The 13,673-nt window shown below is 69.5% G+C and carries 9 protein-coding genes; 4 read left to right on the forward strand and 5 right to left on the reverse strand.

From position 1 onward, the window contains the following. Positions 1-197 precede the first annotated feature (197 nt). Both ACIRB1_RS13290 and ACIRB1_RS13295 read right to left on the reverse strand, forming a co-directional pair. A complete protein-coding gene (locus ACIRB1_RS13290; RefSeq protein WP_352181882.1) occupies positions 198-1,055 on the reverse strand; it encodes a helix-turn-helix transcriptional regulator in 858 nt (285 codons plus the stop codon). 361 nt (positions 1,056-1,416) lie between these two features. Beyond that, entirely contained in the window at positions 1,417-2,169 is a 753-nt protein-coding gene (locus tag ACIRB1_RS13295) for a GPP34 family phosphoprotein (RefSeq protein ID WP_352181883.1), read from the reverse strand. A 470-nt stretch (positions 2,170-2,639) separates the two neighbouring features. Here ACIRB1_RS13295 and ACIRB1_RS13300 point away from each other — a divergent pair, with 470 nt between their 5' ends. Both ACIRB1_RS13300 and ACIRB1_RS13305 read left to right on the forward strand, forming a co-directional pair. Beyond that, positions 2,640-5,567 carry a D-alanyl-D-alanine carboxypeptidase gene (locus ACIRB1_RS13300; RefSeq protein WP_403465603.1) on the forward strand — a complete coding sequence of 976 codons (2,928 nt, stop codon included), beginning with the start codon at positions 2,640-2,642 and terminating at the stop codon, positions 5,565-5,567. 187 nt (positions 5,568-5,754) lie between these two features. Further along, the gene (locus ACIRB1_RS13305; RefSeq protein WP_352181885.1) at positions 5,755-7,635 is read left to right on the forward strand and encodes an MFS transporter; all 1,881 of its coding nucleotides are present in this window, start codon (positions 5,755-5,757) and stop codon (positions 7,633-7,635) included. On the opposite strand, the gene ACIRB1_RS13310 is transcribed toward ACIRB1_RS13305, so the two are convergent. Next, positions 7,636-8,475 (reverse strand): hypothetical protein, encoded by an 840-nt coding sequence (locus ACIRB1_RS13310; RefSeq protein ID WP_403465604.1) that lies wholly within the window; start codon positions 8,473-8,475, stop codon positions 7,636-7,638. An 81-nt stretch (positions 8,476-8,556) separates the two neighbouring features. On the opposite strand from ACIRB1_RS13310, the gene ACIRB1_RS13315 reads away from it, so the two are divergent. Together ACIRB1_RS13315 and ACIRB1_RS13320 are read left to right on the forward strand one after the other, a co-directional pair. After that, positions 8,557-9,345 (forward strand): SDR family oxidoreductase, encoded by a 789-nt coding sequence (locus ACIRB1_RS13315; RefSeq protein WP_266771347.1) that lies wholly within the window; start codon positions 8,557-8,559, stop codon positions 9,343-9,345. Between the two features lie 135 nt (positions 9,346-9,480). Then, positions 9,481-11,064: a sodium:solute symporter family protein gene (locus ACIRB1_RS13320; protein ID WP_403465605.1), complete on the forward strand. Its 1,584-nt coding sequence runs from the start codon at positions 9,481-9,483 to the stop codon at positions 11,062-11,064. A gap of 3 nt (positions 11,065-11,067) precedes the next feature. On the opposite strand, the gene ACIRB1_RS13325 is transcribed toward ACIRB1_RS13320, so the two are convergent. Both ACIRB1_RS13325 and ACIRB1_RS13330 read right to left on the reverse strand, forming a co-directional pair. Further along, the gene (locus ACIRB1_RS13325; RefSeq protein ID WP_352181888.1) at positions 11,068-12,186 is read right to left on the reverse strand and encodes an ADP-ribosylglycohydrolase family protein; all 1,119 of its coding nucleotides are present in this window, start codon (positions 12,184-12,186) and stop codon (positions 11,068-11,070) included. Positions 12,187-13,056: 870 nt separating this feature from the next. Then, the gene (locus ACIRB1_RS13330; RefSeq protein ID WP_403465606.1) at positions 13,057-13,611 is read right to left on the reverse strand and encodes a hypothetical protein; all 555 of its coding nucleotides are present in this window, start codon (positions 13,609-13,611) and stop codon (positions 13,057-13,059) included. Between the last annotated feature and the right edge of the window lie 62 nt (positions 13,612-13,673).

The following is a 13,673-nucleotide window of genomic DNA, read 5'->3' on the forward strand; positions in this document are numbered from 1 at the left end:
CCGCACATCACTCCGTCTGCGGGACACGGTTTGCGCCAACGTTGTTGCTTGATGGCGTGATCGACGCTACTCGCCAACATCGCCGCACGGAGCGGCCATTCACTCGACCGGGTGGCATATTCCAGTGGTGTCTTCCCTCTTACCCGAGGAGGGTGTATTTTCCGGCACCGCACGCGTCACGAGCCGTTCGGGACGGTTCAACGCGCATAGTCCTTCGCCACGTTCGAGATGAACTCACGGCTCTGGTCCGCGTTCAGGGCCTGCGCTCTGAGGTGTTCGTACATCACGCTGTACTTCTGGACGTCCTGCGCCTTCTCCAGATACAGGTCGCTGGTGACGCCCTCGATGTAGACCACGCTGGAGTCGGCCGCGTCGGGGAACTCCAGGATCGCGTACTGCCCGCTGACACCCGGGTGCGCGCCCATCGCGAACGGGATCACCTGCACGGTGACGTGCGGGAGCTGGGACATCTCGATGAGACCGTCCAACTGCCCGATCATCACCTGCTTGTTGCCGACCTCGCGGCGCAGCGCCGCCTCGTCGAGCACCGCCCACAGCCGCAGCGGGTTCTCCGCGGCCGCGATCCGCTCCTGCCGGCGCAGCCGCACCTGGACCCGCTTCTCGACGTCCGCCGGGGCCGACTCGGGCAGCGCGCCGGTGATCAGCGCCTCGGCGTACTGCCGGGTCTGCAACAGGCCCGGGATGACCTGGGGGTCGTAGACGCGCAGGCTGGCCGCGTCCGTCTCCAGTCCGATGTAGACGCTGTACGGGATGTCGCCGAAGGAGTGCCACCAGCCCTGCTGGCGGGAGTCCTTGGCCATCTGCATCAGGGAGTCGACGATCCGGACGTCCTCGACCTCGTAGACCCCGCACAGGTCGCGGACGTCGCGCTGGCTGATGCTGCGCCGGCCGTTCTCCAGCCGGCTGATCTTCGACTGGGACACCAGGAGTCTCTCGGCGACCTCTTCGGCCGTCATGCCCTTGAGCTCGCGGAGCCGACGCAACTCCTGGCCCAACCGGCGTCGCCTGACGGTGGGATTGACACTTGACGCCACGGGAACGTGCACCTCCGGCTGCATGCCTCTGCTTGCTGCTACGTGCTGCTCAATGCTTGCCACTTTGCGTATCTGCTGTTGAGCAGACTGCCACCAAGGTGGTTTCTACCGCTGGGAAACGGTGGATATGCGGCAGGTACGCGCCAGGTTCGGGTTGCCGGAGGTGCCCGTAGATGCGGCCGAGCGGGGTGGAGTGACGTTACGTCAACTCCACCCCGCTCGGACCAGCGGCTCCCGAACCGGGTCTTGGGGACTGGCGGTGCGGCGGTACTGCGGTCGTGCGGTCCTACGATCTTGCGGTCCTGCGGTGGTTCCGTCGTGCGGTCCTCGGTGATGCGGGCGTGTGCCGTGGGACTGCGGCTCAGTGAGCCACGGCGCGTGCCATGGTGCCGCGGTGCGGCTGCATCGGAACACCACGAGCCGGTTCCGGTGGCCTTGATCCGGGCGCGGCCTGACGGCCGGCCGGGGCCGGGCTACGGCGTGGCTGTGCCGCCACTCCGTTCTGGACGTCCATCACGGCGTGCGCCACGAGTCCGCCCATCGGGTCGTGCCTGATCAGGTCCCGCAGCCGGGAGCGGGACGAGCGTCCCTCATTGCCCGGATACAGGTGTTTGCCGAGACCGACCGCGTGCGCCAGTGCGGCGAGCGCGGCTGTCCGCGGGTCCGGTGGCACACCGGTGCGGATCGCGGAATCGAGCCGGGCCCTGATCTCCCGGCTGATGTCGTTGTCCGTCGCTTGGTAGCGAGTCGTCGGCAGCACCCCGCACATCTGTCCCGCCACGGCATGCACCATGCCGCACCGCTCCAGATGCGAGAGGTAGGTCTGGCGAAGTCCCAGTCGGGGCCCGCCAATCCAGTTCACCGCACGTACGGGAGCGCCACGCCTTCGCAGCAACTCCAACGCGCAGTCCAAAGTCGGATCTCCGGTCGGCCGTGGTACCACCACGGCGATACGATCCCCGTCTGGGGCTATCCGTCCGGCCAGCGCCAGCTCCACTAGCTGTGCTCCGGCCAGACCGAGGTCGAGCGACTGCGGCTGTGCAGTGGTACCCGTGGTCGGGTCCAATGCCAGCAACAGAAGCTCTTCCGGAAGTGTTCTGCGGCTCCTGCCCATCCATGCCTCCCCGCGTGGATGAATGACAGGGTGACCCCTCTCACATTGGCTTGTCGAGAGTGCGTGACCGCTTCGTAGTGGAACCGGTAGGTATGTCGTTCTCGTCTACCGGTGGGGTTAAGCCCGCACACAGGACACTGGTACATGGTTCGGACAGCGTCGGTTGATGCGTTGTCCGGACTGCGGGTAGGAGATTTCCCAGCTGATTTTCCAGCTGTTTTTGTAACCAACTCGGTTATCTCGGTCGGTTCGGTTGACGCACGCGGAGCGTGCGGCGCATGGAGGAGGCATCGGTGGCGGGCGAGTCCCCCGACAGGTCGAAGCAGCGCGAGTCGTCGGCAGAACCGACGCCGGGGAGCGCGAGTCCGGTTCCTGAGGCCAGGGGTGAACGTGACCCCCGGCTCGCGGTGGCCCGGGATGACGCGACATCGTCGTCATCCTCGCCGTCGTCCGCGGACCGGCGCGGGGGTGTGGATACGGCGACGAAGGTCTTCTCGATCAAGGAGCTGCGGGCGGAATCGGAGTCCGGGTCAGGTGCCGGGTCCGGGTCCGACGAGCCCGGTGACTCCGCGCCCGCGAAGACTCCCGGGGCCTCCGAGAGCGCCGATGAGCAGAACCCTTCCGCCAAGGACGGCACGGCCGGCGATGCGCGGTTGCGGGCGGCTGTGGCGGCCTGGGTGACGTCCGCGGACGGGGCCGAGGGCTCGGAGGACGGGGAGGCTCGGGGGGATTCCGAGCGGCCCGCCGACGCCGAAGTCTCCGAGGATGCCGGGAAGTTGGCCGGGGCCGAGGTGTCCGACGAGGGCACTGCGGACTCCGGGCGGACTGCCGACGCGGACACCCCTGAGGACGCCGAGGCGACCGGGAAGCCCGCCGGGAGTGCGGGGGGAAGCTCCGCGAGCGGGGATGCCGAGCACCCCGAGCAAACCGAGGACAGCGAAAACACCGAGGACACCGAGGACACCGACGCCGAAGGTGCCGTGGCGGCCGAGGCCGACCGGGGTGCCGGGAAGCCCGGAGAGACCGCGAGTGGCGACGCCGGGGCGGCTGACGGCTCCGCCGAGGGCGACGAGGCGCGCGATGCGGCTGCCGCCGAGCCCGGCAGCGACGACGAGGTGACCGAGGGTGAGCGGGCCGCCGACGCCGTGGACGCGTCCACGGCGGACGAGGCGACGGAAGCCACCGGCCCCGGCTCCGGCAACCCCGAGGACGCCTCCACGGCCGACGACGCCGCGGAAGCCATCGACGCCGGCTCCGACGACCCCGAGGACATGGCTCCCGAGGCGGACGGGACTGACGCGGCCGACCCGGAGTCCGCCGAAGGCAGGACGACCTCCGGCACGGAGGCGACGACGGACGCCCCCGCGGCCTCCGACCCGGCCCCCCAGGCCACCGCGACCCCCACCACGGAGGCGAAGGCCGACACCCCCGCAACCTCCGACCCGAAGAACCCCCAGGCCACCGCAACCCCCGCCACGGAGACGAAGGCCGACACCCCCGCGGCCACCGACCCGAGGACCGCCCAGGCCAAGGCAACCCCCGCCACGGACGCTGCTGCCGACACCGACACCGACGCTGCCGCCGCCCCGAAGACCTCCGAAGCCGACACGCCCACCGACGCCGGGACGGAGGCGGAGGCCGAAGGCGACGGGCGGGCGGACGCGGAAGCCGAAGGCGACGCGGCGGACGGCGGCGCGGAAGCCGAAGGCGACGCGGCGGACGGTGGGGCCGGGCCGAGAGCCGCCGATGGCGCCCGCGCCCCACAGGCGCCACCCGCACCCGACGACGAGACCCGCACGGGTGGTGCGGGTGGGAAACCGGAAACGGCCGAGGGCGAAGCCGAGGCCGGGGCCGTCGATCACCCCACCACCGTCTTCAAGGCCGTACGACCTCCCAAGCCCGAGGTCGACCAGCCCACCACCATGCTCAAGCTCGGCGGGGCGACAAAAACCCCCAAGACCCCCAAGACCCCCGAGTCCGCTCCCGAGCGCACCAGCAAGTTCGTCGCCCTCAAGCCCCTCGACGAGCCCCGCACGCCCCGCAGGGACACCGCCCCCAAGGACGCCACCCGCCCCGTCCACCACGTGGGCCCGGAGCACACCACCCAGCAACCGCTTCCCCCGAAGCCCCCGCTGGACCTCCTCGCCGAACTGACCAACACCCCGCCGCCCCCGGAGACCCCGGTCCGCACGGCGATCCGCCGGGTCAAGATCTGGACCCCGCTGGTCATCCTCCTGGCGATCGTGTTTGCAGTAGTACAGGCCGTACGCCCGCTGCCGACCCCGTCCCTCACCCTGACCGCCGAGGACTCGTACACCTTCGACGGCAGCAAGGTGAACCTCCCGTGGCCCACCGAGGGCCAGGGCTGGATGGACGTCAACGGCATCGGCACGATGGGCAACTTCGGCAAGCAGACCCCGGTGGCCATCGGCTCGGTCGCGAAGGCGATGACCGCGTACATCGTCCTCAAGGACCACCCCCTGAAGGCGGGCACGGAGGGCGAGAAGATCACCGTCGACGCGACCGCCGAGAAGGAGGGCGGCTACGACAAGGACGGCGAGTCCACGCTCAACACCGTGAAGGCCGGTGACGTCCTCACCGAGAAGCAGGCCCTCTCGGCGATCATGATCCCGTCGGCGAACAACATCGCGCGCCTGCTGGCCCGCTGGGACGCGGGCTCGGAGGTGGCGTTCATCAAGAAGATGAACGCCACCGCCAAGGAACTCGGGATGACGAACACGACGTACACCGACGCGTCGGGCCTGAAGGAGACCACCGTCTCCTCCGCCGAGGACCAGGTGAAGCTGGGCAACCAGCTGGTCAAGATCCAGTCGCTGATGGACATCACGAAGCTGCCGAGCTGGGTCGACCCGTCCGGTCACAAGTGGACCAACTACAACCGCCTGGTGCCGTACAACAACTCGCTCGGCATCAAGACCGGCACCACCACCGCGGCCGGCGGCAACCTGCTCTTCGCCGCCACCAAGCAGGTCGGCGGTGAGACGGCCGTCGTCGTCGGCGCGATCCTCGGCCAGCACACCGCGCCGATCATCGACACCGTCAACACGGTCAGCAAGACGGCGATGCTCGCGGCGCAGGACGCGATGACCGCGGCGAAGATCCTGAAGAAGGGGACCGTGGTCGGGTACGTGGACGACCAGCTCGGCGGTCACACGCCGGTCGTCGTCACCAAGGACGTCGCGGCGGTCGGCTGGGCCGGCCTGAAGGTGAAGCTGTCCTTCGCGCCCGACGACGTACCGCACACCGCGAAGGCCGGCACCAAGGTGGGCACGCTCACCGTGGGCGACGGTTCGGGCGGTGCGGTCAAGGTGCCGGTCGCCCTCCAGAAGGATCTGGCGGAACCGGCCTTGACGTCCAAGCTGACCCGCCTCGGCTGACCCACGAGGCGATGTACGTCACCGCACCCCGCCAGGCGGGCACCCACCCGGGAGCCTGTCGGCGGGGTGCGTGCTAGCGTCGCGAATCGGGGCAGGTCGCCGGTCGGGGAGACGCGGCGTCGAACAGGCCGGGAACGGGACAGGACACGGCCGAGAACAGAAGACGGGACACGGGGAGTGCCTTCAGGTGGCCACTGCGGAGCCGACACGCGCCGACGATGCCGATCCGGGCCCGGGAACCGGCCCGCGAATACGCCTGCCCGCGCCCGCCGCGACGGATGACGCGGCAGCCGGCGCCCAGGGCACGGACGACGGTGCGAGCCGTGACGGCGGCACCCGCCTGACGCGGTTCGTCGACCGGCTCCGCGCCCCCTTCCTCCGGCACCCGGTGATCGGCTTCACGCTGCTCTCCGGTGTCCTGCACATCGTCTGGTTCTTCACGTTCGCGAACAGTGGCGGCGACCTCGCGGCGCAGGACGCGTGGGCGGAGTTCGTCGGCCGGCATCCGGACTCGGCGTACAACCTCGCCTGGTACGGCGGCATGCACCCGGTGTCGTACAGCGTGGTCTCGCCGTATCTCATGTCGGTCCTCGGCGTGCGGACGACGATGATGATCGCCGGGACGATCTCGGCGGGTCTGCTCACCATGATCCTGATCCGCAGCCGCTCGGTGAGGAACCCGCTGTGGGCCTCGCTCGCGGGTGTCTTCGCGCTGCTGTGCAACGCGGTGTCGGGCCGGGTGACGTACGGCCTCGGTCTGGTCTTCGGGCTCGGCGCGGTGGCCGTGGTGTTCTGCTGGCCGTACCGCTGGCGCTACAAGCGGTGGGCGAAGGCCCTGTGCGCGGCCCCGCTGGCGGCGCTCGCGACGATGTCCTCGCCGGTGGCGGGGCTGTTCGTGGGTCTGGTCGCCGTGGCCCTGTTCCTTCAGAAGCGACGCCCCGGCGCGTGGGCTCTGGGTCTCGCGCCGGCGGCGGTGGTGGCCGTGTCCGCGTGGCTGTTCCCGTTCTCGGGCACGCAGCCGATGATGTTCGGCTCGATGATCCTGCCGCTGATCTCCGGGGTCCTGGTCTACTTCCTGGTCCCGCGCGAGTGGACGACCGTACGGATCACGGCCGCCGTGTACAGCATCGGCGTCATCCTCGTCTGGCTGGTCAGTTCGCAGATCGGCTCGAACATAAGCCGGCTGGCGATGCTGTTCGCGGGGGTGGCCCTGATCGCCGCGCTGCCGTTCGCGGTGCCCCGGTCACGCAAGTGGTACGTGATCGCGCTGGCCTTCGTCGGCTTCAACGGCTGGATCGGCTTCAAGTCGATCGACGACATCGTCAACACCGCCCCGGCCGCGTCCTGGTCGCACGAGCTCGCGCCGCTGGTCAACGAACTCCAGACCGTGGGCGCCGAGCGCGGGCGCGTCGAGGTCGTCCCGGCCGCGTCCCACATCGAGGCCTCCGCGCTCGCGCCGTACGTCAACCTGGCCCGCGGCTGGAACCGCCAGGCCGACATGGAGCGCAACCCCCTCTTCTACGACGACACCCTCAACTCGGCGAACTACCACGAGTGGCTCCAGCGCTGGGCCGTGCACTACGTCGTGCTGCCGAAGGACAAGCTGGACGGCGACGGCGGCGTGCGCGAACGGGCCCTGGTCCAGCGCGGGATGCCGTATCTGAAGCAGATCTGGGGCGACACGAACTGGCAGCTGTTCCAGGTCACCGACCCGACACCGCTCGCCGAGCCGAACTCGGTCGTGGACCGGGCGGAGCAGGGCGAGCTGACCATCGAGGTGCGGAAGAAGGGGCGGATCCTCATCCGTATCCCGTACTCGCCGTGGCTGAGCATCGTCGACGCGAAGGGCAAGAGCCTCAAGCCCCCGCAGGAGACCGACGCGTCCAAGCACCGCGCCGAGGGCACGCCGAAGTCGTACGACAACCTCAACGGCTGCCTGATGGAGACGGAGGAGGACTCCAAGGGCGACAAGTGGACGATGCTGCTGGCGCCGAAGGCGGGAACGTACCGGCTGGCGGCGCCGTACCAGTTGCCTCGGGGTACGCCGTGTCCGGACGAGCTGAAGTAGTCAGCGCAGCCGGTCGACGTACTTGTCCGTGCCCGGGACCGTGGGGATGAAGGGTGCCACCAACTCCACGCGTCCCAGGCCGGATTCGGCCATCGGCGCTTCGAGGTCGGCGAAGTGCTCCTCCCAGCAGTCGCGCGGGTCGGCCTCCAGGAACCACAGCAGGGTGAGCCGGGTGTCGACCCCTTCGACCTGCTTGACGTAGGTCATGCGGTCGCCCGGCAGCGGGGTCGGCCGGAAGACGGTCACCATCGCGGCCGGGGAGCCCGCGAGCCGTTTCGGCAGGTGGCGGGAGCGTAGCCACTCCAGCAACTCGGCGCGCTGCTCGGCCGATTCACTGTCGACGACCTCCAGCACCAGCCCGGCGTAAGGGTGGTCGAGGGCGTGGAAGTCCCGCGGGCCCGCCGCGCCGTCCCGGTAGACGGTCGCCTCGTGGTCCTGGAACGCCGTGAAGACGTGCGTACGGTCCTGGTACACCCGCCCGTCCCGGTTGAGCCGTTTGTTGATGCCGACGGTCCACTTCATGTGTTCGTCGTAGCGGCCCTCGGTGACCCAGTACGTGGAGAGGTAGCAGCCGGCGGTGACGGGCTGCGCGATCGCCGACTTCTCGGGGGAGCGCAGGAGTTGGAGGTCCCGGGTGGCGACCCAGCGGCGGCCCGCGTACATCCAGGGCATGGCCATCGCGCCCGCGTAGTAGTGGTCGTCCTCGTACCAGCGGTTGTAGGCGTACTCGTGGCCGGGACGCGGTTCGACCATGGTGATCAGCGCATGCCCCGGCCGGACTCCGTACGGTCCTACGGCGGCCAGTTCGGCGTACACGTCGCTCCGGGTTTCCTCGCTCACGTCGCTCCCCTTCCGTCCTCCGCCGGTCGCCCATACTCTGACGCCCCGTCAGATAATTGACCAGACCCCGGGAGGGATCGGATGTCGCTGCTCGCGGGCAAGACCGTCGTCGTCTCGGGGGTCGGGGCGGGACTCGGCCACCAGGTCGCCGCCGCCGTCGTACGGGACGGAGGGAACGCCGTCCTCGGGGCGCGCACGGAGGCGAACCTCGCCAAGTCGGCCGCCGAGATCGATCCGGACGGGTCGCACACGGCGTACCGGGCGACGGACATCACGGACGAGGGGCAGTGCGAGGCGCTGGTGGCGGTGGCGCGGGAGCGGTTCGGGCGGGTCGACGCGGTGGTCCAGGTCGCCGCGTGGGACAGCTACTTCGGCGGGGTCGAGGACGCGGACTTCGCGACCTGGGAGTCCGTGGTCGGCGTGAATCTGCTGGGGACGCTGAAGATGACGCGGGCCTGCCTGCCGGCGCTGAAGGAGGTGGGCGGCGGCTCGGTCGTGTTCATCGGGACGCAGTCGGCCGTGGCCGCGCCTTCGCAGGTGCGGCAGGCGGCGTACGCGGCGTCGAAGGGGGCGCTGACGAGCGCGATGTACTCGCTGGCACGGGAGTTGGGGCCGTATCGAATCCGGGTGAACACCGTGCTGCCGGGGTGGATGTGGGGGCCGCCGGTGGAGGCGTACGTCCAGTTCACCGCGCACACGGAGCAGGTGCCGGAGGCGGAGGTGCTGAAGCGGCTGTCCGACCGGATGGCGTTGCCGGAGCTGGCGACGGACGGGGACGTGGCGGACGCGGCGGTGTTCCTGGCGTCGGACCGGGCGCGAGCGATCACGGGTCAGTCGTTGCTGGTCAACGCGGGGGAGCTGATGCGGTGAGTTCATGTAGATGAACGTGGAACATCAATCCGAACGATTTTACTCCCCCTTGACCTCACGCTTACTTGTCGTGCTCACGCGCGACCGCCCACGATGAGCCCCGGGCTGAACCGGCTCAATCGTGGGAGGGCGCATATGAACGGGCTCGACTGGGCCGTGCTCATCGGCTATTTCGGCGTGATGGTCGCGATCGGCGTGTGGTCGCACAAGCGCGTCGACAATGTGAGCGACTTCTTCACGGCCGGCGGGAAGATGCCCTGGTGGCTCTCCGGCATCTCGCACCACATGTCGGGCTACAGCGCGGTGATGTTCACCGGCTACGCGGGCATCGCCTACACCTATGGCGTCACATCCTTCATCACCTGGTCGTTCCCGATCGCGCTCGGCATCGCGATCGGCTCCAAGCTGTTCGCGCCGCGCATCAACCGGCTGCGCTCACGGCTTCATGTGGCATCCCCGCTCGAGTACTTGAAGAACCGCTACAACCTCAGGACCCAGCAGGCGCTCGCCTGGTCCGGGATGCTGCTGAAGATCGTGGACGTGGCGGCCAAGTGGGCGGCGATCGCCACCCTGTTGTCCGTCTTCACCGGTGTGTCCCTGAACCAGGGCATCCTCATCACCGGCGCGATCACGGCGGTCTACTGCACGATCGGCGGCCTCTGGGCGGACGCGCTGACCGAACTCGGCCAGTTCGTCATCCAGTTGCTGGCCGGTATCTCCATGTTCGTGGCCGTCGTACTGAAGCTGAACGACAAGGGCATCGGATTCCTCGGCGCCTGGGACGAACCCGCGCTCCAGGGACACGGCAAACCGCTCGTCGGCCCCTACGGCACGGTGTTCCTCCTCGCGTTCCTCTTCATCAAGCTCTTCGAGTACAACGGCGGCATGCTCAACCAGGCCCAGCGGTACATGGCCACCAAGTCCCCCTACGCGGCGGAGCGTTCGGCCCGGCTGTCGGCGGCGCTGTGGCTGATCTGGCCGACGGTCCTGTTCTTCCCGATGTGGATGTCACCGCTCCTGGTCCACGCGCAGAAGCCGGACGGCTCCGACTCCTACGGCCTGATGACCGAACAGCTGCTCCCGCACGGCCTGTTGGGCCTGGTGGTCGTCGGCTTCTTCTCGCACACGATGGCCATGTGCTCGTCCGACGCCAACGCGATCGCGGCGGTCTTCACCCGGGACGTGGCGCCGGTCGTGTCGGCCAAGGCCCGTGCGTGGAACGACCGTTCGGGGCTCATCGCGGCCCGCGTCACCACGGTCGTCTTCCTCGGCCTCTCCATGGCGGTGGCCACCCAGGTCAACTCGCCCACGTTCAAGGACATCATCACCGTCGTCATCAAGTGGGTCGCCGGTCTCATGGGCCCGATCGCGATCCCGATGATGCTGGGTCTGCTCCGCCCGTTCCGCAAGTCCGGTCCTACGGCGGCCCTCACCAGCTGGGCGGCGGGCCTGCTCGCGTTCTGGCTGGTCAACTACCCCATCAACTGGGAGGTCGACGGCGGGGTCCCGCTCCAGTACCAGGTGTCGATCCCGCTCGCGGTCTCCCTCGTCCTCTACATCCTCATCGGCTATGTGAAGCCCGAGGACACCCCGGAGCGGGACGCGCTGATCGAGAAGATCAACGGAGGCGGGGACGACGACGGGGAAGCGGCCGCGGTGGCGGTACCGGCGCAGGCTCAGGCGGGCGCGGGCGACGACGCCGTAGGCAGCCAGTCGTAGGACTCAGGCACCCCGCGGATACCGGGCGATCCATCCCGGGGAGGACCCGGCGGGCCCGTGCAACGCGGGTCCCTGGGTCATCTCCACCGCGAAGTCATCGGCGAGCACGAGCAATGTGGGACGGCCCTCCAGTTCGGCCAGCCAGGCCGGTGGGAGGGCCGTCTCGCCGTGCAGCGCCCCGAGCAGGCCGCCGGTGAGCGCGCCGACGACAGCGGACGGCCCGCCGTGGTTCACGGCCAGACACAACCCGTGCCGTACGTCCTCACCCACGAGCGCGCAGTAGACGGAACCGGCGAGCACTCCCTCCGCGCTTCCCTCCCCCACCAGCTCCTCGACCCGCCCGGAGGTGGGCATCCCCTGCCGTACGGCGCCGAGGGCGCGTTGCAGACCGTCGGAGACGGGCGGGTGGCCGGGCCGGGCGGCGAGCAGGGCGAGCGCCCGCTGCACGGCGGCGTCGAGACTCTCACCCCTTGCAAGTCCATGCACGATGACGGCGTAGGCCCCGGCGGCGAGATACCCGACGGGGTGTCCGTGCGTCTGCGCGGCACACTCCACGGCGAGCTGCATCACCAGCTGGGGCTCCCACCCCACGAGCAGCCCGAAAGGCGCTGACCGGGCGGCGGCCTCCCCTCCCGCCTCCCCAGGGTTCTTGGGTGCGTCAAGCGTCCCCATCCGCTCATCGCCAAACCCCAGCAGACAGGCCCGAGTCGGCTCACGTCGCGCGTAGAGCCACTCCTCCCGTGCCAGCCATCCGTCATCCTTACGACGCTCATCGGGCCCCCAGTCGTGCTGAGTGGCGGCCCACCGCAGATACGCCCGATGCAGATCGGTGGGCGGATGCCAGGCCCCGGTGTCCCGGCGCACCTGGGCCCGGATCAACCCATCCACGCTGAAGAGACTGAGCTGAGTGAGATGAGTGATGCCCCCACGCCGCCCGAACCCGAAGGCAAGATCCACGACACCCTCGGCGCCGTAGGCCTCCCGGATCTCGTCCATCGCCAAGAGATCAACAGGCGCACCCAGGGCGTCCCCTACGGCGGCCCCCAGCAACGTCCCCCGCACCCGACTCCGGAAATCCTGCTGCTCCACCCGCCCCCAGACGGCCCCGGTTGCCGTGCTCACCAAAGCCCCCTCATCGTGCCGTTCGTACGTACGAGTCAGCTCAGCACTGTAATCGAACGGGGACGGTGGGTTGAGGGGGTGGAGCGGTATGGGGGGGGTGGGCCACTCGCTTCTTGCCAGTGTCGGGCTTCCGCGGCCCGAGTAAAGGGCGCTCCGCTGCGCTGCGCGTCGCCTTCGGCGATGGCCCTGCGGGCCACCCTTGACTCGGTCCGCTCCAGCCCGTTTGAGAAGCGAGCGAGTGGCCCGGAGGAATGGGTGGCCAGGTGTCTACGCCCCCGCCTGTACCGGCTTGCGGGGCGGGGTAAGGGGTGCGCGGTCGCGTCTCGCCAGCACGCCGGGCCGGCTTAGCGGCCAACGGTGAGTGGGTGGGGTGCGTGTGCATCGCGGGTGGCGGCGAATGGTCAGCGGTCGATCGGTCCGTCGGTGGGTGGGTGGGTGCTGGAGGCTGTGGGTAAATCTAACCGGTGTCGGATGTGATGACCGGTTAGAAAAGACCCCAGCCTCCAGCACCCACCCATCAACGCATCCACCCATCCACCCACCGGCGGTTGGCCGCTAAGCCGGCCCGGCGTGCTGGCGAGGCGCCGACGCGTGTCCGTCGCACCGAGGCACAGCTCAGTACAGGTAGGGGGATTCGTGCCTGGCCACCCATACCTCGGGGCCGCCCGCTCGCTTCTCAAACGGGATTGCGTGAGCCGAGTCAAGGGTGGAGCGGAGCGGAATCGGCGCAGCCGACGCGTAGCGCAGCGGAGCGCCCTTTACTCGGCTCTCGCCATCCCGACACTGACCAAGAAGCGGGCGGCCCGACGTCCACCCCGATGAAGCGGCTCCATGAAGCGGCCCGATAAAGCGGCCCGGTGATGCCGTCCGCTACTTGACCACGATGACCTTCGTGCTGGTCGTGCCGAAGGCCCACAGCGCCGCGCCGTCCGCCTTGGCCATGCGGACGCCGCCCGTCTGCTTGCCCGCCGCCGGTGGGGGCGAGGAGCCGTCGACCGCGTTGGAGAAGGCAATGTTGAGGCCGGACTTGGTGGCGAAGTAGACGATGTTCTCGATCTGGACGCCGTCGGAGCCCGTCGTGGCGTCCTTGCGGACCGACACCGTGTAGGTGCCCGGGTCGGGGCTCACCGTGCCCGGCCAGACCGTGAACGTGCGGCCCGCCTTGTCGCTCGCGTCGACCAGCCACACCCGTTTCTCGCCCACCGCGTAGACGATGCGGCGGCCGGTGCCGGAGTCGGCCGGGACCCCGGCGGCGGCCGTCGCGTGCGGTTTGGGGGACGTGGAGGCGTGCGCGGACGCCGACGCGCTCGGGCGGGCGGCGGACGCCTTCGGGTGCGGCCCCTTGTTGGCCTGGACGGCCAGGACCGTGACCGCGGCGATCGCTCCCACCGTCAGACCGGTCACCCAGACCTTGGAGGCAGGCACGGGCACGCATCTCCTCAGCTACACACGGCCCCCGCATTCCGATCGAACAGGGGTCGGATCAT

This window comes from Streptomyces sp. NPDC096013 (genome assembly GCF_044763565.1).
Taxonomy (GTDB): Bacteria; Actinomycetota; Actinomycetes; order Streptomycetales; family Streptomycetaceae; genus Streptomyces.

Coding starts and splice junctions, on each gene's coding strand:
- ACIRB1_RS13315 (WP_266771347.1), top strand. CDS start 8,557: ATGTCGCTGCTCGCGGGCAAGACCGTCGTCGTCTCGGGGGTCGGGGCG.
- ACIRB1_RS13295 (WP_352181883.1), bottom strand. CDS start 2,169: ATGGGCAGGAGCCGCAGAACACTTCCGGAAGAGCTTCTGTTGCTGGCA.
- ACIRB1_RS13320 (WP_403465605.1), top strand. CDS start 9,481: ATGAACGGGCTCGACTGGGCCGTGCTCATCGGCTATTTCGGCGTGATG.